Source organism: Bacillus sp. PS95, from assembly GCF_037963565.1.
Classification (GTDB): domain Bacteria; phylum Bacillota; class Bacilli; order Bacillales; family Bacillaceae; genus Bacillus; species Bacillus subtilis.
Window position 1 is genome coordinate 3294477 of record NZ_CP150160.1, and the last position, 19578, is coordinate 3314054.

The window sequence follows — 19578 nt, forward strand, 5'->3', positions numbered from 1 at the left end:
AGGAAGGTGCCAATGTTCACAATGGATGACCTGAACCAAATGGACACACAAACACTGACAGACACACTTGGCTCTATTTTTGAACACTCTTCATGGATTGCGGAGAGATCCGCAGCACTACGGCCGTTTTCGTCGCTTTCTGATCTTCACCGCAAAATGACTGGCATTGTAAAAGCCGCGGATCGCGAGACACAGCTTGATTTAATCAAAAAGCATCCCCGGCTCGGAACAAAGAAAACAATGAGCGATGACTCGGTACGAGAGCAGCAGAACGCGGGGCTCAGCAAATTAGAACAGCAGGAATACGAGGAGTTTCTCATGCTGAATGAACACTATTATGATCGCTTCGGCTTTCCTTTTATTTTAGCGGTGAAGGGAAAGACGAAACAGGACATTCACCAAGCCCTGCTGGCAAGGCTTGAGAGCGAACGAGAAACGGAGTTCCAGCAGGCCCTTATAGAAATTTACCGAATCGCCCGCTTTCGTCTGGCTGACATCATCACTGAAAAAGGAGAGACGCAAATGAAAAGAACCATGTCTTATGGCAAAGGAAATGTATTTGCATACCGAACGTTTTTAAAACCGCTCACTGGAGTGAAGCAAATCCCAGAATCATCTTTTGCCGGGAGAAGCAATACCGTTGTCGGCGTTGATGTGACATGCGAAATTGGCGGAGAAGCCTTCCTGCCATCATTTACAGACGGAGACAACACTCTCGTCGTGGCAACGGATTCAATGAAAAACTTTATCCAGCGCCATCTCGCATCCTATGAAGGAACGACAACCGAGGGGTTCCTACACTATGTAGCTCACCGATTTTTAGATACTTATTCTCATATGGACACGATCACTCTGACTGGCGAAGACATTCCGTTTGAAGCAATGCCTGCATACGAGGAGAAAGAGCTCAGCACAAGCCGCCTCGTCTTCAGAAGATCGCGTAATGAACGAAGCCGCTCTGTGCTGAAAGCAGAACGAAGCGGGAATACCATAACGATTACAGAGCAATACAGCGAAATCATGGATCTTCAGCTCGTCAAGGTGAGCGGCAACTCCTTCGTCGGCTTCATCCGGGACGAATATACGACTCTCCCGGAAGACGGCAACCGCCCGCTGTTTGTCTATTTAAACATCAGCTGGCAATATGAAAATACCAATGACGCATACGCTTTTGATCCAGCCCGCTACGTTGCGGCTGAACAAGTCCGCGACTTAGCGAGCACCGTTTTTCACGAGCTCGAAACCCCTTCAATCCAAAACCTAATCTATCATATCGGCTGCAGAATATTAGCGAGGTTCCCGCAGCTCACTGATGTCAGCTTCCAATCTCAAAATCACACGTGGGATACGGTTGTCGAAGAAATCCCGGGCTCAAAAGGAAAAGTCTACACCGAACCGCGCCCGCCATACGGTTTCCAATATTTTACCGTGACAAGAGAAGACGCCGAGAAAGAAAAACAGAAAGCCGCTGAAAAATGTCGGAGCCTGAAAGCCTGATGGGAAAACTGACAACCCATATTTTAGATTTAACCAGCGGCAAACCAGCGGCGAACGTAAAAATTGAATTGAAGCGGCTGGGCGAAAGTATTTTGAAAGAGGTTTACACTAACAATGACGGCAGAGTCAATGTCCCTCTGCTGGCTGGTGAAGAGCTGGTGTCCGGAGAGTATGTGATGGAATTTCATGCAGGAGACTATTTTGCGAATAAAAACGTGAATACGGTCGACCAGCCGTTTTTAACCATAGTCACCGTCCGTTTTCAGCTAGCAGATCCAGATGCACATTATCATATCCCGCTCTTGCTGTCGCCGTTTGGTTATCAGGTGTATAGGGGGAGTTAAGAAGGAAGCCCGCCTCACCGGCGGGCTTCTTTTTGCACTTCAATAAACTTTTGATCCTAGGACAGTACTTGAAGTGATCCCCACACTTAGTGAAACAACAGCTAGAATAAACATTCACCTATATTTTTCAGGATAATTGCCTACGAGAAAAATATCCTGTAGTCCTTTCATTTATAAATCGAGGTTTCAAACTAATAAGTCAGCTCTTAGCAGCCGAGCTCCCTTCTCCAATCCTATAAACAGACCGCGTTTTTTCTCGAAAAAATACTCTGAAGACAATTGCTGCGTTTTTAATAGTTTTGATAACGCGTTCTCTCTTACACCTTTAGACAAAATATTCATTTTTTCTTTTTTAGACTTAAATCTATGTCGAAAATAATCGTTGGCATATCTTATCCTATCTCCACTAAAGGAGGTGACATTATGGGATTCTACAATTCTGGTGGATACAGTGGAAACTCTGGTTACTCAAACGGTTTCGGGAGCTCCTTCGCTTTGATCGTGGTGCTATTCATTTTGTTGATCATTGTTGGAGCAGCTATCTTTAATTATTAAGTTTAACTTTCCTTGCCTCCGCCGTATCCAACACCTCCCTGTCCGACAGACGCCATAAGAAGTTTTTATGGCGTCTTTGCTATGTGCTCACTAATCTTTTTGTAATTCAGAAGCTGTCAAGTTCTACGAGATTTATCGTGTGTTTTCCCACAACGCTTCTGCGTCTTGATCGCGCTGTCTGACTGAGGCTAAAAAAGTCCGGCTTTTAAAAGCCGGACTCCCGTCTCCCTCCGTTCAACTCTCTTCTAATCCTGCAAGCTGACCGCATAATCCCGCCGTACCCGGTACACCGGCACAAATTCCCCGCCAGCCCTTCTTCTATATCTTCGTCAGAAGGTTGAGGGGTTTCCCGAAACAGTGCTTTAAGCGCAATTATCATTCCTGGGGTACAGTAGCCGCATTGGAAGCCTCCTTCTTCCAAAAAAGCGGTTTGGCAGATATCCAGTTCCTCTTTTTGTACGCCCTCGATTGTTGTAATGGAGTGGCCGTCCACTTGATAAGCCATGGTCATACACGCATTGGCCAGTTTTCCGTCGATTAAAATAGAGCAGGCTCCGCAGCGGCCGATTCCGCAGGACACCTTTGTCCCGGTCAGCTGAAATTCCTTTCTAAGCAGGTCACTCAGATGTGTCGTAGGAACGGCAGCAACCTCCCACTCCTGCCCATTCACGGTCATCCGGAACTGTTCCTTTTTTACAGGAAATGGCCCGGCCTCTTTTACGTCCATTGCTTCAGCCCCTTTCTGTCTATCGCTTCAAGCAGCTCTTCTCTTGAAATTGGCAGCTTGTTTATCCAGCATCCGACCGCATCATGTACTGCCTTTACAATCGCCGGAGTGATGGCGATTGTTCCGATTTCGCCAACACCGCGTGGTCCATATACGTCTCCCTTCATTAAGTCTTCTATTGCAATCAGCTTCATGTCAGGAACATCTTTGATTCCGGGAATCAAATAGTGATCGAGATTTTCCGCAGCATAATGGCCATCCGTCATTTTCGCTTCCTCCATCAGTGTGTAGCCGAGTGCCATGGCAGCGCCGCCTTCAATTTGACCTCGATATCCCTGCGGACTGACAACCGGACCTGCCGCAATAGCGTGCTCACAATCTATCAATTTGACATCGCCTGTTAACAGATCTACCTCCACCTCAACGGCAGCCGCTCCAAATGAGTAGAGGAAATGGCCGCCCACCACAGGATCAGGCGTTGTTGGAAAGTCAAAGGCCGTTTCCTCTGCCAAAGGGCCTTTTTCAGCCAGCTCCTTATACGTCACCACGAGCGCCTTTGTGTTTTTGTCACGCAAGCCTGCAGCGCCGGGAATAAGATTTTCCGCTGAACAGCCGCTCCATTCTGCCGCCCGTTTTTTCAACTGGGCTAGAAACGGCTTCTTCAAACGCTGGATCGCGTGCCACACCATGCTTGTGCCGCGGGATGCTGTGGAGGAGCCTGACTTCGGCACTTTTGCGGTATCCCCAATAACAATGGAAATATCTTCTGCGGCACAACCTAGCTCCTCCATGACAATCTGTTCAATCGCTGCTAGAATCCCCTGTCCGCATTCTTCAAATCCGAACGATGCTGTGATTTTGCCTTCACTCGAAAGGGACAAACGGCCTCCTGCCGCATCCATTCGGCCATACCCCAGCCCGCCGCCGTGCATTGTAATTGCCGCTCCCGTGCCTCTTTGCAGATACCCGCAGTTCCGGCTGGTTCTTGTAAGAATGGGAGATTTAGATATGGCATTCAACACCTGTGCCGCTCCGTCAGTTGGTGTAATTCGATGCTCAAGCGGCCCCAAGTCATGCGGTTTTCTGATATTTTTTCTTCTCAGCTCGAGCGGGTCGATGCCGAGCATGCCGCTGAGACGATCGAGATGGGTTTCGAGTGCAAATGTGATTTGGTTGCCGCCAAAACCTCGAAATTCCCCCGCCACCCCGTTGTTCGTAAATACTGATATTCCTTCAGTCCGGATATTCGGAATACGGTACGGCCCCGCGGCATGCTCGACAGAAAAATCAAGAACAGCCGGTCCGAGCGTAGCATATGCGCCTGTGTCCGCCACAATTTTCACGTCATGCGCCAATAGATTTCCCGAATGATCCGCACCCGTTTTTATCGTAATCTTCATCGGATGGCGCTTAATGCCAGACCGTACAGATTCCTTTCGTGTCTGATGGATTTTGACAGGACGTCCACTTTTCAGTGACAAAAGCGCGGCATACGGCTGAATATTCAGCTCATCCTTCCCTCCGAACGAGCCGCCCATCGGACTTGACACAATCCTGATCTTCTCTTCAGGAATGTCAAAAATACGGGCAAGCTGGAAACGGTCTTTATAGCCGTGCTGGGTTCCTGCATACATCGTAAAACCCCCGTCGTCTTCCGGAACGGCTACGCCTCCCTCCGTTTCCATATACGTATGCATCTGCCGCGGCAGCTCATAGGTTTCTTCAAGGACTGTGTCAGATGCTTGAAACCCTTCTTCCACATCGCCGTTTGAAAAAAATGCGCGGTGCAGGATATTCCCGTCCTCATGCAGTCTTTGCGCATTCGGCCGAAGCGCTTTTTCTGGTGAATCCATGACTTCCAGCTCTTTATACTCAACTCGAATCAGCTCCAGCGCCGCTTCCGCGATTTCTTCCGTTTCCGCAGCAACTGCGGCGATCGCATCCCCGACATACCGCACCCTGTCCTCACATAAAACCGGCTGATCAGGGATGACAATGCCAAATCGGTTTAAGCCGGGAACGTCTTTATGTGTGACGACGGCCTGCACGCCTTCCATTTTCTCAGCTTTTATAGTGCAAACCGACACAATCTCTGCATGAGGATAAGCACTTCTCAGCACCTTGCCATACAGCATTCCTGGAAAGCTGAGATCGGTCATATATTTCAATTCCCCTGTGACCTTATCCCTTCCATCCGGTCTGACTCTTGACGGTTTGTTGGTGATCATTTATTCCCCTCCCTCAGCCATCAGCTCTGCCATGATGACGTTGGCAGCGGCTTTTTTTCTGTATGCCGCTGACATAAAAGCATCTGAGGAAAACGGCAGCTCATGAATAAGTGTTTTGTACAGCTCATGCGAGTCCCACCCTGGTGCCATCCATTTCGCTTCGCTGTCCAATAATCTCCTAGGAGTGATATCGGCATGGCCAGCGGCGAGGCGAATGCCGCCGTCTTTCAAAAAACGTCCAGCTGCAACAGCAGCCGCTCCTGTAAAAGCCTGGCGCCTTCCAAGCTTGTGATAAAATACACGCTCTCCCTCCGCCCGCGGAATGATGACACGCGTGACGATAGCCGTTCTAAAGTCTTCCTCACTGAGCCAAGCGCCAAGCGGCAGCCTGATTAGCTCCTTTTGATATACGATAAGCTCAGCACCAAGCACAAGCAGAAGCGGAATGAAATCACCGATTTTACTCGCTATGTTGCCGCCAATCGTGGCACGGCTGCGAATCCCCGGTGCAGCGACAGCGGAAGCAGCGTCACTGAAACAGCCAAGCGCGCTCTTGATCAAAGGGTTCTTTCTGCATTCATTCAGTGATGTGAGCGCCCCGATCGACACGTGGGTGTCACTGGCGCTGATCCCTCGCATCTCGTCAATCCCTTCAAGGCTGACAAGGTGCTGTTTCGGCAGAGTTCCTTTGTCCCACTGAAGCTGAAGCAGCGTGCTTCCCGATGCGGCACACACATCCGGAGCAAGCTTCTCTAAAAGCGAATAGGCCTCATCAAGCGCTGTCGGCCTCCATAATTGAATATTCATCCTTGCTTTTGTCACTTGGCCGTTCAAGCCATCGCCCTCCTTACCATGTCATATTCCTCGGGTGTATCAATATCGTCCAACTCGCCGGTATCCTTTGCCTCCAAAACCGCTCCTGCTCCAAGCTGTCCGCTTTTCAGGAGCCTGCGAGCCCCTTCATCTCCCGTTAACCCCTTTACATAAGGAAAACAAGCCGACGAGAAGTAGATTGGCGGGGTGAACGCCCCTAAAAACGATGACACGGCAAATGACTCAGGAGCCAGTGCCATAAGGGCATCGAGATGATCGACGGAAAGCTGAGGCTGGTCGGCTAACAAAATGACAACGCCGTCCGCCCCCATGCTTTCTGCTTTTCTCACCCCGCTGCTGACTGAATGCCCCTGACCCTTTTCTGCGTCTTGGCAAACGTGCAGGCTCCAGCGTTTTTGAAAAGGCGGAGCGTGATACGGCGCCCCTATCCACTCAAGGGAAGCATGTTCTGTCCGCTCGACGACCAGCACGTGATCAAGGCGGGACGACAGAGCAGTTTTCAAAGAAAGGGAGCCTATGTTTTCTCCTTTTAGCGGCAAAGCCAGCTTGTTTTGACCCATTCTTCTGCTTTTGCCAGCAGCGAGAAACACGCCGATCAGATAGGGGTTTCTCATACAACCGCCAGCCGTTTTCTTGTTTGAATAATTTCTGCAACTACACTTACCGCAATTTCCTCGGGACCTTCCGCACCGATTTTCAGCCCGACCGGACTGTAAAAGTGCGACGGAGGATGTTTTCCGTTCAGCAGCCGTTTCGTGCGGTTTGCCGAACCCAACAGTCCAATATAATGGAGGTTTTGAGAAAATAAGAAGTTGATGATCGTTTTATCGTGCTGATAATGATGCGTTGCCACAACAGCTGCATCATGCGGAAAAAATTGAAATTCGCTAAGCATTTGTTCCGGAAAAGCGGTGATCAGCTGATCCGCTTTTGGAAAAAGAGAGGATGTACAATAAGCGGACCGCCAATCCGTCACGATAACAGAAAACCCTGTGTCAGCCGCCAAATTGGCCAGCGGTACAGTATCCGGTCCCGCCCCAAACAGAATGAAACGCGGCTTCGGTTCAATTCGCTGAATAAACATGTTAGTGGTTTGATCGAAATGCGGTAAATGAAGCGTTGAAACAGTACGTTGAATATCTTGCAGAGGCGCGTCCGGCCAGTTGCCAAAATGCCCGTTCTCCGTCAGAAATAAATAATGTGAGGATCCAATCTTTATAACAGAAGTGACAGCTTTGCCTGAATGAAGGCAATCCCTCACTTTCTCATAGTGCCGCCTTTTTTCCTGAGTGATTCGCTCCACATGAACATGAATAATGCCATTGCACCCGGCTCCCATGCCCCAAGAAAGATCGTCCTCTGACCTCATGTCGTAGGGAATCAGCGTTGGTGTGAGCTGATCGCCCAGCGCACTGATTCTTTGGAATACATCTTCTTCCACACACCCGCCGCTCAGCAAGCCAATCCGTCTGCCATTTTTCTTAAAGAGCATAGAGGCGCCTGCTTTTCGATACGCGGAGCCTTCAACTTGAACAATTGTCGCCAGTACAGCCTCCTCCTGGTCTTCCAGGAGCGCATCTAACATCTTGTGAAAATTCCCCAATGCTGCATCCTCCTCTCGAAAATTGCCGTGAGAAACAACTAGTTCAGCATGATTTTATAGGTAACTTGTATAAAGAATAGACGATGGAAGAAAAAATGACTCATGATTTGTCAGAAAATGAAACACATAGAAAGAGGATTTGTAAAAAGAGTCAAACGAAGAAAATCAGATTGGAGAAAACACGAAATCATATCGTTAAAAAGCTTGCGGAGTTCCGCAAGCTTTTCTTTACACCGCCGCCTGGCGGCCAGCGTTTTCATACACATCCAGCGCTGCTTGGAGCGCTTTTCCTGCTTCGATTCCTGCGTTATGTCTGAGAAGCACAGCCTCTAACCCGGCAAGCACGAATAGCACGTTTTCTTTTCTGCAGCTGTACCCCATCGTGCCGATCCTCCAGATCTTCCCTGCAAGCGGGCCGAATGAGCTGGCGATTTCAATGCCGAATTGTGCCAGCAGCATATCACGGACAGACTCGCCGTCAATGCCGCCGGGAATTTCGACACAGGTGACAACAGGCATTTTGCAGCTGTCATCTCCAAACAATCTTAGCCCCATTGCCTTTATCCCTGCTGCTAATGCGGCTTCATGGTGCCGATGCCGCTCAAAACGCGCCTCAAGGCCTTCTTCAAGCACCAGTCTGACTCCCTCACGTAAGGCGTACAGCATCGTCGTCGCTTCTGTATGATGATTGAGCCGTCTTTCGCTCCAATAATCCTCAAGCTGGCTCAAATCAAAGTAGTTGCTTGTAATTGGCCGATTTCCCGAAAGCGCTGCCCTGTCAGCTTGTGACGCAATCCCCCGCTCCACCTTTTTGCGAGCTGCAATCACGTCCGCCACCCGCTCATTATATGTAATCGGCGCCATTCCTGAGGGCACAGATAAACATTTTTGCGTTCCGCCGATGGCAGCGTCAATCTTCCATTCATCGACTTTAACCTCGCAGCCCCCAATTGTTGCGACTGCATCGACGATAAACAATGCATCCTCGGTGCGGCAGGCTTCGCCGATGGCTTTCAGCGGGTGAATCCGTCCTGTCGATGTTTCTCCATGCACCATGGCCACAATTTTCGGCTTCACTTTTTTTATCTCCCGTATGATGTCCTCCGGGTCAAAAACCGTTCCCCATTCGCACTCAAGCATATGAACATTTGCCCCATATCGCTCGGCGATTTCAGTCAGCAAATAACCGAAACGGCCGTAAATGGGAATGAGCACATCATCTTCCGGCTCTATCACACTAGCCAGCACTGCTTCAATTCCCGCCCGTGAAGTGCCGTCAATCGGGTATGCCCAGCGGTTTTTTGTTTGGAACAGCTCCCGAAGCATCTCCATCGTTTCATTCATAATGCCTGTAAACGCCGGATCAAATTGGCCGACAACCGGGGTGCTCATTACTCTTAATACACGCGGATCAACCTCAACAGGCCCCGGCGTCATAATCGTTCTTAACGGGGTGCATAATTCTCTTCTGCCTGACACAGCCATTCCTCCTTTATCAGTAAGCCAGTTTGTATAATAAATCAGTCAGTGCGCGGATGCCGATCTCAAGCTGTCTGGCTGACGTATATTCCTTCGGTGAGTGGCTGACGCCGCCTCGGCTTGGCACAAACAGCATACAAGCAGGATAGCGCCTTCCGATCATTTGCGCGTCATGCCCTGCTCCGCTCACCATTTTCTCACAGCTGAAGCCGTTTTCTAATGCTGTTTCAAAAGCCGCAGCCTTCAGCCTTTCGTCCATCGGCACAGGCTCTATTCGCATATATTCATCAATCACGGCGCGAATTCCTTTTTGATGGCAAATGCCGTTGATCAAAGCAACCATGTCTTGATGAAACTGTTCCAGCACATGCTGATGCTGATGGCGAATATCGATTGAAAACTGGACGCGGCCCGGTATGACATTGGCTACATTGGGCTCTGCCGTTATTTTTCCGCATGTCAGACGGAGCTCATCCGGCAGCTCCTCCGACCGCAGCAACAGCTCATGAATGATACGGCTGCTGGCTGCGAGCGGGTCCTTGCGCCATTTCATGGAGGTGGTTCCCGCATGATTGCATTCCCCCTCCAGCGTGACGAGATAGCGCCTCTGTCCCGCAATGCTTGTCACAATCCCGAGATCCCGTCCTGACATTTCCAATGTCTGTCCCTGTTCAATATGGAGCTCAACAAAAGCGCTGATATCTGTCCGATATGCTGCCTGAAACACACCTTTGCCAAAACCGTTCTCATGCATCGCATGTTGCAGCGAGACTCCTGATTCGTCTCTTGGCTCTGCTCCATTCTGTAATGAAAAAACACCCGTCATATTCCCTGATCCCCAATAGGTCATTGGAAAACGGCTGCCCTCCTCCTCACATAAGGATACCGCTTCGAGTGTTTTTTTCGGCGCTCCATATGTCTCTTTGAGCCGCTTTATCGCAAGCATTGCCGCCAGAACACCATAGGCGCCGTCGTATTTCCCCCCATTGATGACAGTATCGATATGTGACCCGGTTACAATGACTTCATCCGGAGACTGGGTGCCCGAAAGCCTTCCAAACACATTGCCGACATCGTCGAATCTTGTGTCAAGCCCGAAAGAAGACATTTCCGTTTTCACAGCAAGCTGTGCGTCCATCCACTCTTTTGTGTATAAAAGCCTCGTTACGCCGCCATCCGCAGACGCACCGTATTGGGCGAGCCATTCAATATAATCTGTGATGCTGTTTTTTACTGAAAGCTTCTGCTTTTCCATGTACTCCCCCCTCTGGCCGCTATGGTGACTTCATTATAGAAGGAGCAACATGATAGTTCATTGACAGATTAACCAAAAAAACGTTTATTTTTTAGCCACAGTATCCATCCAGCAACCAGATACACCCTACATGTCACAACTATTTTGATGTAAAGGTCAAAAGAAAACACGGTAAGGAAGAGAGCCAGCAAGAGCGAAAGAGAGGGTCAAAATGCCTTTCATATGAACAAGCTAAGCTGGAGAGGCGATGTTCGCGGAACGGATGAAAACAGAAATGCCGGCAGCCCGCAAAAACAGGACCTAAAGATATGGAAACAGGAGATTTCCGCCTCCTCCAAAGGGACTAATTTACAATTTTAATGAAAAATATACAAAATGACACTTCTATCCTTTATTTCAATTTTAGATAATAGACATGATCTGATAAAAGGAGGGCAAGTGATGACAAAAAAAGCATGGTTTCTGCCGCTCGTCTGTGTATTACTGATTTCCGGATGGCTTGCGCCAGCAGCTTCAGCAAGCGCGCAAACCACATTAAGCCTTAATGACCGATTGGCGTCTTCCCCTTCAGGAACGGGAAGCCTTCTCTCATTAGCCGCCCCCGCTGCACCCTATGCTGACACAGATACCTATTATGAAGGGGCTGAAGGTAAAACAGGAGACTCGCTAAAAAGCACCCTGCACCGTATTATCAGCGGACACACGATGCTGTCCTACAGCGAAGTGTGGAACGCGCTGAAAGAAACGGATGAAGACCCAAGAAATCCGAATAACGTCATCCTGCTCTATACGAATGAATCGCGTTCCAAAAACCTGAACGGCGGCAATGTCGGCGATTGGAACCGCGAGCATGTCTGGGCGAAATCCCATGGCGATTTTGGTACGAGCAAGGGACCTGGTACTGATATTCATCATTTGCGCCCGGCTGATGTTCAAGTTAACAGCGCCAGAGGAAATATGGATTTTGACAATGGCGGCACTGAATATGCGAAGGCACCCGGAAATTATTATGACGGCGATTCATGGGAGCCCCGCGATGATGTGAAAGGCGATGTTGCCCGCATGCTGTTTTACATGGCTGTCCGTTACGAGGGTGATGACGGCTATCCTGATCTTGAGCTTAATGATAAGACAGGCAACGGCTCAGCTCCTTATCATGGCAAACAATCTGTCCTGCTCGAATGGAATAAGCAGGATCCGGTTGACGACCGCGAGCGGAAAAGAAATGAAATCATTTATGAAAAATATCAGCACAACCGCAATCCATTTATCGACCACCCTGAATGGGCGGATGAGATTTGGCCGTAAGAAAAAGGTGCTCCTTTTTAGGAGCACCTTTTTCTAATACACAGCCTCTTCCGTTTCCGCATCGAAAAAGACGACGTGGTCCATTTTCACTGAGAGCTGGATTGAATCGCCTGCATCGATTCGCGTGTTTCCGTCCAGGCGGACCTTGAGCCGCTCGTCCCCAGCCATGACATGCACTATGAGCTCCGAGCCCAGATTTTCATTCACTTCCACCTTCGCTTGAAACACTGAATCAAACAACTGGTCATTTCCTGTCATTTGTGTGATGTGCTCCGGCCGTACACCGGCAATCATCTGTTCTCCGGCATATCCCTTTTCCTTCAGCCGCTTTGCTTTTTCTTCAGGAATATGAAGCCGGATCGAAGAATTTGTGAAAAACAGCTCGCCATGCTGCTGTTCTATGATGCCTTTCAAAAAGTTCATCCCAGGAGAGCCAATGAAGCCTGCGACAAACAAATTGGCCGGGTAATGATAAATGTCATGAGGTTTCGCCACTTGCTGGATTTCCCCTTCATTCATGACGACAATCCGATCTCCCATAGTCATTGCTTCGGTCTGGTCATGCGTGACATAAATGATCGTTGCCTCTAATCGCTGGTGCAGCTTGCTGATTTCTGTCCGCATCGTCACTCTTAGTTTTGCATCCAGATTAGAAAGCGGCTCGTCCATTAAAAAGACCTTCGGCTCCCTCACAATCGACCTGCCAAGCGCCACCCTTTGCCGCTGCCCGCCGGAGAGCGCCTTCGGTTTTCTCTTCAGCAAATGTTCAATTTCTAAAATTCTGGCTGCCGCATGAACCCGCTCGGCAATTTCCTGTTTCGCCATCTTTCTGAGCTTTAATCCAAACGCCATATTATCAAAAACCGTCATATGCGGATAAAGCGCATAGTTCTGGAATACCATCGCAATATCACGTTCTTTCGGCGGAAGATCATTGACCCGCTCCCCATCAATAAGAAGATTTCCTTCAGAAATGCTTTCTAATCCAGCCACCATCCGCAGCGTTGTTGATTTTCCGCATCCTGACGGCCCCACCAGCACCAAAAGCTCCTTATCCTTTACATCTAAATCAAAGTCCTTCACGGTTAATTGTGAGTGATATGATTTTTTGACGTGTTCAAATGTTAATGAAGCCATCAGAAAAGTCCCCCTATCTTTTGACCCGTTATTTCGTCACTGGAAACAACTTGGTCTTTCTGTTATTTTTAGAGTAATCGATTCCCATTTTTGCTATATTTCTAAAATAAAAAATGTAAATTTGTATTATAACGTCATAATACATTATAATATAAATAATAGGTTAAAAGGAGGCTACCCTTTGTTAAACAACGGAAGTTCTACACCTTTATACATTCAGCTAAAACAAATCATCACTGATGACATCAAAAAGGGCGTGTATTCCCCAACCGCCAAGCTGCCTACCGAAAACGAGCTTTGCACCAAGTATAACGTCAGCCGCATCACCGTCAGGAAAGCCATTCTCGATTTAGTCGAAGAAGGCTATCTGATCAGGCAGCAGGGAAAGGGAACGTTCGTTAAAAGCCCTAAATTAAAACGAGAGCTGATCGCTGTAAACGGCTACTCGGAATTTATGGAATCAACCGGCAAAAAACCGAAGCATCATGTGCTGTCCCATGACATCATTCCAGCGTCAAAACCCATCGCAGAAAAGCTTCAAATCCAACCCGAGAGCCCTGTCGTTGAATTAAAACGGATTTTATATAATGATGATCAGCCTCTCACCTTTGAAGTGACGCATTATCCGCTTGATTTGTTTCCCGGCATTGATACCTTTATTGCTGACGGCGTCTCCATGCATGATATTTTGAAACAGCAATACAAAGTTGTACCCACGCACAATACGAAGCTATTAAACGTTGTATATGCCCAGCAGGAGGAAAGCAAATACCTGGATTGTGATATCGGGGATGCGCTGTTTGAAATTGATAAAACGGCTTTTACATCAAACGACCAGCCAATCTATTGCTCATTGTTTTTGATGCACACAAACCGTGTCACTTTTACCATCAACAGCCCCTACACATAACAGGCATAAAAAACGAGACACTGCTTATAGTATTCTCGTTTTTTCACTGCTTCCCCCGTCCTCCAAGCGATAAGGATAGCCATAGCCGAAAGCTCCGTACACACCGCATGTTTTCGCAGCCGTTTCAGCAGCCTGGCGCAAAGCGTACGTTATATCCTGCTTCACGCAAAAGGCAGTCAAAAAGCCTGCTATAAAAGAATCTCCCGCCCCAAGTGTATCTATTATATCAGCTTCCACAATCGGCTGATGATAGACTCGATCACCCGCAGACAGGATTGCTCCTTGGCCCCCTCGGGTCATACAAACCATTTTGGCTCCGTATCCATGAGCTGTTTTGGCAAGCTCACCGCATTCCGACTCACTCAAATCGCTTCCTGAAAAAAACGCATACGTCACATAAGGACAGACCCTCCTCAAATAATCATCCTCCCGATTGGTTGAAAAATCAAATGAGACCGGGACAAGCCCGCACAGCTTCGGAAGATCGTTCTCAAGCCTGCTGTACACGCTCGTATGCAGCAGATCATGTCCGCTGATAAAGGCTATATCTTTCTCCTGGAACACGAGCCGAAGCCGGGACTGAATGCCGCCTTTATTTGACCTGACAAAAATACGGTCCCCCTGTTCATCAAGGGTGACAATCGCCATCCCGTTTTCCCCGTGCGCCTGGCGGATATAATCTGCATTGACCTGCTCCAGCTTGAGAACGTTCAACAGATGCGCCGCGGCTTCGTCATTGCCGACGATTCCGATATAGGAAGACTCATGCCCGAGCCGCTTGGCAAGCACAGCAACGTTTAAGGCATTTCCTCCCGGGTAAAATGTTTCTTGATCCTGGTAGTAATCTACAACATTATCTCCAACCGCAATCAATTTCATAGCGCTTCCTCCTTTATCCTTTTACACTGCCGCTTGCAATCCCGCGGACAAAATATTTCTGCATCAATAAAAATAGAATAATAATCGGCGCGGCTGAAATCGTTAACCCCGCCAGCAGGACGCCCCAGTTTGTCTGCAGCGCGTCTCTGAACTGCATCAGCCCGGCTGGAATGGTCCGCAAATTCTCATCATCTATGAAAATAATCGCAAACATAAACTCATTCCATGTATGGTAAGCCGTCAAAATGCCGGATGTCACCAAAATCGGCACGCTCATCGGTAAGAAAATTCTGAAAAATACTCCAAAACTTGTACACCCATCCAAATAGGCCGCCTCCTCCAATTCTTTTGAAATAGAAAAAAAATAAGAGCGGATCAAAATGATGGTGAATGGGATCCGATAAGCCGCATACGGCAGGATTAACGCCCAATACGTATTGTACAGGCCAAGCGACTGAATAATAGAATAAAGCGGCACAAGACTGACCTGCGGCGTCAGCATCAATCCGCCAAGACATAGCACCAAAAAGAATCCTTTTCCTTTAAACTCAAACCGGGAAAGGCCATACGCTGCCCATGCACTGATAAAGACAGTGATCACACACGTCAGCGCCGTAACGATGACACTGTTCATAAAATAAGAAGAAATCCCCTGGTTCCAGGCGGAAACAAAATTTTCCGGATGCCACGAAGACGGCAGCGACCAGCTGTGCTCAAAAATATCGTCAGAGTTTTTAAAGGCGCTCATCACCATCCAGAGAAGCGGATAGGCAATCGCAATCAGATAAAGAAACAGAAAAACCCACACAGACGTTTCTCCGATATACCATTTTCGTCTAGGCTTTCTTTTCACCTCAATGTGCTGGTCAGGCACAGGCTCCAATCTGAACGAATCTGTCTTCTTCTGAGGCAGCATCAGTTACTCCTCCTTTCCGGTTTTAAAGAACTTCATTTGCATGAGCGATAATGCAAGCGTAATGATTAACACGACAGTGGCAATCGCTGAGGCGTAGCCCATCATATCCTTTGTAAAGGCGCTTTTATATAAAAACGTGCTCAAGACTTCTGACGCGTTTCCCGGCCCGCCGCCTGTCAAAATGTACGGCTCATTAAAGACCGTAAAGGCCCCGGTCAGCGTCATGACCACCGCAACAAAAGACATCTCTTTCGTCTGGGGAACAGTAATATGAAAAAACTGCTGAATTTTACCCGCGCCGTCAAGCCGGGCCGCTTCATACAGTTCATCCGGTATTTTTTGAATCGACACGATGTACAGCATCGCAATATAACCGACAGATTGCCACTGGGACACAAAAATGACAGAAAGCATAGCTGTGCTGTCATCCCCGAGCCAGGCCCTCGTCAGCTGATCAAGACCGATGGCCTGAAGCAGCTGATTCAAAAGCCCTGTCTCCGGATTGTAAATAAAATCAAACAAAAGCGCGATCACAGTCATTGAGATGACAACCGGCAAAAAGAAAACGGTACGAAAAAACGGCGACCATTTTCTGACCAGCTTATCCTCAAGCACCGCCGCCAAAATCAAACCGCCAAATACCTGGCATACAATTGAGATCACTGCATAAAGCACATTATTGGTCAGTGCCTGATAGAAGACAGGATCATGAAATAATTCAACATAGTTTTTTAAGCCGATAAACGTTTTTTCCGGAGAAAATGAGCTCCACTGAAACAGGCTGAGGAATACATTCTCAAAAATCGGGATATAAACGAAAAGTAAAAAAACGAGAGCGGGCACCAAAAACAAATAGGGGATTATTTTATTCTGATTGACCAAGGGTATCTCATCTCCTTTATAAAAAGAAAAGGTGCGAAGCTTCACCTTTTCTTTGATTTATTCAGCTGACGCCCTCACCTGCTTTGCTGCCTTTTGAACGGCTTTCATCACCTGCTGCGGTGTCATGTCGCCGCCAAGCATTTGCTGGACGCCTGTTAGGTACGCATCTGCGACTTCAACATCGACATCCATATCAAACCATGGAACCATTGATTTGGCATCAACAATATGCTGAACGGCTTCACGCTGAATAGCTGTTGCATTTTCTTCAGTAGCCGTACCTTGCACTGCACTGTATTTCCCGACATCTTTCACGAGCTTTTCGCCCATTCTTTTCGACGTCAAGAACTGCAAAAATTCCATCGCTTCCTTCGGATGTTTTGTTCTTGAGGAAATCATGAATCCTTCCGGCGCTCCCGTTAACGCTTCTGAAGATCCTTTCTGCCCGCTGATTTCAGGAAATGGGAACATCCCGAGATTAACCGGTTCAACCAGCTTGATTTCCGCTGTTTCCGCATATATCATCGCCGACTTTCCGCTCTTAAATTGCTGTCTCACATATTCGTGGTCGACGGAGTTTACATGTTTATTAAAGTAAGGCATCAGCTCTTGAAGCTTTTCAAGTGCTTTTACGTAGCCTTCATCAGTAAATTCACCCGTTTTGGCGTTATAGTCCTTGTCTCGCGTTTTTTCATCGACCATCCGCTGATTAAGCGTGCCGATATAGTGCGAGATTGTCCAAGTCGCCTTTGTTCCAAAGCTGATCGGTGTGTAGCCATGTTCTTTCAGCTTTTTTGACACATCGATTAATTCATCCCACGTCTTCGGGGGATCAAGATTCAGCTTTTGGAAAATGTCTTTATTATAGAAGAATGATTTAGCGTCCATTTGCCACGGTACGCCATATTGCTTGTTTTCATAAGTAAATGGTGTAATTTGCGATTGAACGAGCTGTGATGACCAATCGGTGTCATTTTTGTAGTAGGACGAGAGATCAAGTGCTTTATTGCCTCTGATAAATTTAAAAGCAAACTCATCGCTCCAAGAGAAGTAAATGTCAGGAGGGCTGGTGGTTCCCAGCATGACCTTAATTTTATCTTTATAGGAGTCATTTAAAACGGCTTCAATTTGAATATCGATATCTGGGTGTTCTTTTTCAAATTCCTTAACAACCTCTTCAAAATAACTTTTTTCCGGCTCCTTCGGCCATCTGTGGAAAAATTTCAATGTCACCTTTCCGTCCGATGAACTGCTTTGGCTCGAACAGCCTGCAATGGTGAACATACTGACAGCTGCAATGATCAAGAACAACAACATTTTCTTCAAAGGGTTGGCCTCCTCTGGACATTAGACTATAATGTTATATAACATTATAGTCTAATGCATAATGGTTCTTCATTTTCAGATCAATACTCAACTTTCCACATGTATCTTCTATGAGATAAAGGATGATTTCTCGCCTCTGCCAGCTCGTCTGCATAGCTTCTCAGCACACGATTGAGAACGAGCGGAGCAAGATAGCCTTTAACTGAATCGTCAATTGCAGTGAAGTCGTAAGATGCAGCATCAAGCACAGTGAGCTTTTTGCCATACTTTTTCGAGAAGGTAAGCGCCCGCTCTTCAAGAGGTCTTGTTTCATCTAAACCGAGCAGGATGATAAACGGCACGGATTCATCAATAATTTCAAACGGTCCGTGAAAATATTCTCCGGCATGAATGGCGTGGGAATGAATCCATTGCATTTCCATGAGAATGCAGATGCTGTAGGAGTAAGCGACACCGTAGTTTGCACCGCTTGCCATGGTATAAATAATGCTTTCTTTTTCATGGGCTTTTGCAAATTGCTTGGCGTTGTCAGCTTCCTGCTTAAGGGCTTTTTCATATACAGCCTGCAATTGATCTAAGCCTTCAATTGCTTGTTGGAATTTCGTATTGTTTTCTAATACTTGCAGGGTGCCAAAAACGATTTGATACAAAACGCCATAGTTTGTATTGATCGCAAGCGCCTCATCACCCCAATCGTACTGGGCAACATATTGCGCTTCCTGCGCTAAAGGAGACTCCGGTTTAAACGTCATCGCAATCGTAAGTGCGCCCTTGCCCCTTGCAAACGCAGCAGCTTTGACTGTCTCCGGGGTATTTCCCGAATGCGAGCACAAAATAACAAGAGACTTTTCACCAAGCTGAACAGGGTTGCGCTGAATAAATTCGTTGGCGCTGTAGAGGTCGGAGTTTATTGATTTTGACTCTCTGTCAAACACATACTTACTCGGATACATAATGGCAGAAGACCCTCCGCATGCGACAAAGAATACATGATCAATGGTTTTCCCTTTCAAATCCTGCAAGAAAGCTTGAACCTCACGATTTACTTTTGCTGTGGCCTGACTCAAATCCTTCACTCCCCGTTTTTATTATATAACGTTATATAACATTATATAATGTTATATTAAAGTCCGCGGGTAGGATTGTCAATATTATTTTCTGAAATTTCTCAATAATTTATTCGAATGATAGACAAAGGGTCTATATGCGAAAAAATGCCCAAATCAAAAGCCAGAACTTGACTTAAGCTCTGGCTTCGCTGTTCAATCCGCAGACTGACGTCTTATTTAAAAAATACCTTGTCTATATTGTACTTCGAGTGCTGTGTATTGATGATATATGTTTCGTAAATCTCTCTTTCCATTGGATCATCAACTACACATACCTCAATTTTATAAACTTCATCTCTGTGATGTTTGATTGGTGAAACAGTGTCTTCGAAATGCTTCTTAATTCTCTGTCTTAACTTTCTGGCTTTACCGACAAACAGCAGCTCGTCATGAATGTTGTAAAACATAAAAATGCCGCCTTTGTCCCTTGGGATCTGGTGAAAGTCGATGAATCCGTGAATCGGTTTTATCTTCGGTTCGTTATCATTAGCTGACTGCTGTCGTTCAGTGATGGTGACATTCGGTGCGGGTATATCAATTTTTATCAAAATCAGTTCACGTCCTCTTTTTCATTAAAGATAAATGCTAA

The 19578-nt window shown here is 47.2% G+C and carries 20 protein-coding genes; 6 read left to right on the forward strand and 14 right to left on the reverse strand.

All coding sequences use genetic code 11. The features are described from left to right. Positions 1-12 precede the first annotated feature (12 nt). The 3 genes from pucL to yuzJ all read left to right on the forward strand — a co-directional run bounded on the left by pucL (position 13) and on the right by yuzJ (position 2396). Positions 13-1497, forward strand: a complete 1485-nt coding sequence (gene pucL / locus NSQ12_RS17245; protein ID WP_327839263.1) for a factor-independent urate hydroxylase — start codon at positions 13-15, stop codon at positions 1495-1497. Next, entirely contained in the window at positions 1497-1841 is a 345-nt protein-coding gene (uraH, locus tag NSQ12_RS17250; RefSeq protein WP_044052460.1) for a hydroxyisourate hydrolase, read from the forward strand. Before pucL ends, uraH begins: the two co-directional genes overlap by 1 nt. Before the next feature lie 423 nt (positions 1842-2264). Then, positions 2265-2396, forward strand: a complete 132-nt coding sequence (yuzJ, locus tag NSQ12_RS17255) for a YhzE/YjcZ family sporulation protein YuzJ (RefSeq protein WP_009968115.1) — start codon at positions 2265-2267, stop codon at positions 2394-2396. 205 nt (positions 2397-2601) lie between these two features. Here the strand turns inward: yuzJ and pucE are convergent, their stop codons facing one another. The 7 genes from pucE to allC form a co-directional block, all read right to left on the reverse strand. Beyond that, positions 2602-3123 carry a xanthine dehydrogenase subunit E gene (pucE, locus tag NSQ12_RS17260; RefSeq protein WP_032722466.1) on the reverse strand — a complete coding sequence of 174 codons (522 nt, stop codon included), beginning with the start codon at positions 3121-3123 and terminating at the stop codon, positions 2602-2604. Next, complete coding sequence (gene pucD, locus NSQ12_RS17265) at positions 3114-5351, reverse strand: xanthine dehydrogenase subunit D (protein ID WP_327839262.1); 2238 nt, start codon at positions 5349-5351, stop codon at positions 3114-3116. Before pucD ends, pucE begins: the two co-directional genes overlap by 10 nt. Next, on the reverse strand, positions 5352-6185 hold the full coding sequence (pucC, locus tag NSQ12_RS17270; protein WP_097080579.1) for a xanthine dehydrogenase subunit C: 834 nt from the start codon (positions 6183-6185) through the stop codon (positions 5352-5354). It lies immediately after the preceding gene. Beyond that, a complete protein-coding gene (gene pucB / locus NSQ12_RS17275; RefSeq protein ID WP_339175242.1) occupies positions 6182-6799 on the reverse strand; it encodes a xanthine dehydrogenase accessory protein PucB in 618 nt (205 codons plus the stop codon). Before pucB ends, pucC begins: the two co-directional genes overlap by 4 nt. Further along, positions 6796-7788, reverse strand: coding sequence for an XdhC family protein (locus NSQ12_RS17280; RefSeq protein ID WP_198878521.1), 993 nt, complete (start codon positions 7786-7788; stop codon positions 6796-6798). The genes pucB and NSQ12_RS17280 overlap by 4 nt, the downstream gene beginning before the upstream one ends. 228 nt (positions 7789-8016) lie before the next feature. After that, the gene (gene pucG, locus NSQ12_RS17285) at positions 8017-9267 is read right to left on the reverse strand and encodes a (S)-ureidoglycine--glyoxylate transaminase (RefSeq protein WP_160243215.1); all 1251 of its coding nucleotides are present in this window, start codon (positions 9265-9267) and stop codon (positions 8017-8019) included. A gap of 16 nt (positions 9268-9283) precedes the next feature. Continuing rightward, entirely contained in the window at positions 9284-10522 is a 1239-nt protein-coding gene (gene allC, locus NSQ12_RS17290; RefSeq protein ID WP_163138387.1) for an allantoate deiminase, read from the reverse strand. 222 nt (positions 10523-10744) lie between these two features. On the opposite strand from allC, the gene NSQ12_RS17295 reads away from it, so the two are divergent. Both NSQ12_RS17295 and NSQ12_RS17300 read left to right on the forward strand, forming a co-directional pair. After that, positions 10745-10882 carry a hypothetical protein gene (locus NSQ12_RS17295; protein ID WP_003228634.1) on the forward strand — a complete coding sequence of 46 codons (138 nt, stop codon included), beginning with the start codon at positions 10745-10747 and terminating at the stop codon, positions 10880-10882. 81 nt (positions 10883-10963) lie between these two features. After that, positions 10964-11830, forward strand: coding sequence for an endonuclease I family protein (locus NSQ12_RS17300; protein ID WP_009968119.1), 867 nt, complete (start codon positions 10964-10966; stop codon positions 11828-11830). A 33-nt stretch (positions 11831-11863) separates the two neighbouring features. Here NSQ12_RS17300 and ugpC read toward each other — a convergent pair whose 3' ends face one another. Next, positions 11864-12967 (reverse strand): sn-glycerol-3-phosphate ABC transporter ATP-binding protein UgpC, encoded by a 1104-nt coding sequence (gene ugpC / locus NSQ12_RS17305; protein WP_024572486.1) that lies wholly within the window; start codon positions 12965-12967, stop codon positions 11864-11866. 181 nt (positions 12968-13148) lie between these two features. Here ugpC and frlR point away from each other — a divergent pair, with 181 nt between their 5' ends. Next, positions 13149-13877: a transcriptional regulator FrlR gene (gene frlR / locus NSQ12_RS17310; RefSeq protein WP_003228628.1), complete on the forward strand. Its 729-nt coding sequence runs from the start codon at positions 13149-13151 to the stop codon at positions 13875-13877. Positions 13878-13901: 24 nt separating this feature from the next. Here frlR and frlD read toward each other — a convergent pair whose 3' ends face one another. From frlD to NSQ12_RS17340, 6 genes are all read right to left on the reverse strand, one after another. Then, complete coding sequence (gene frlD / locus NSQ12_RS17315) at positions 13902-14756, reverse strand: fructosamine kinase FrlD (protein ID WP_088326899.1); 855 nt, start codon at positions 14754-14756, stop codon at positions 13902-13904. A gap of 13 nt (positions 14757-14769) precedes the next feature. Then, positions 14770-15672: a carbohydrate ABC transporter permease gene (locus NSQ12_RS17320; protein WP_339175248.1), complete on the reverse strand. Its 903-nt coding sequence runs from the start codon at positions 15670-15672 to the stop codon at positions 14770-14772. A gap of 3 nt (positions 15673-15675) precedes the next feature. Then, on the reverse strand, positions 15676-16554 hold the full coding sequence (locus NSQ12_RS17325) for a sugar ABC transporter permease (RefSeq protein WP_014477910.1): 879 nt from the start codon (positions 16552-16554) through the stop codon (positions 15676-15678). 57 nt (positions 16555-16611) lie between these two features. After that, complete coding sequence (locus NSQ12_RS17330; protein WP_198878518.1) at positions 16612-17880, reverse strand: ABC transporter substrate-binding protein; 1269 nt, start codon at positions 17878-17880, stop codon at positions 16612-16614. An 80-nt stretch (positions 17881-17960) separates the two neighbouring features. Continuing rightward, positions 17961-18947 (reverse strand): fructosamine deglycase FrlB, encoded by a 987-nt coding sequence (frlB, locus tag NSQ12_RS17335; RefSeq protein WP_015251278.1) that lies wholly within the window; start codon positions 18945-18947, stop codon positions 17961-17963. Positions 18948-19162: 215 nt separating this feature from the next. Continuing rightward, positions 19163-19537 carry a nucleotide excision repair endonuclease gene (locus tag NSQ12_RS17340; protein ID WP_003228617.1) on the reverse strand — a complete coding sequence of 125 codons (375 nt, stop codon included), beginning with the start codon at positions 19535-19537 and terminating at the stop codon, positions 19163-19165. Positions 19538-19578 lie beyond the last annotated feature (41 nt).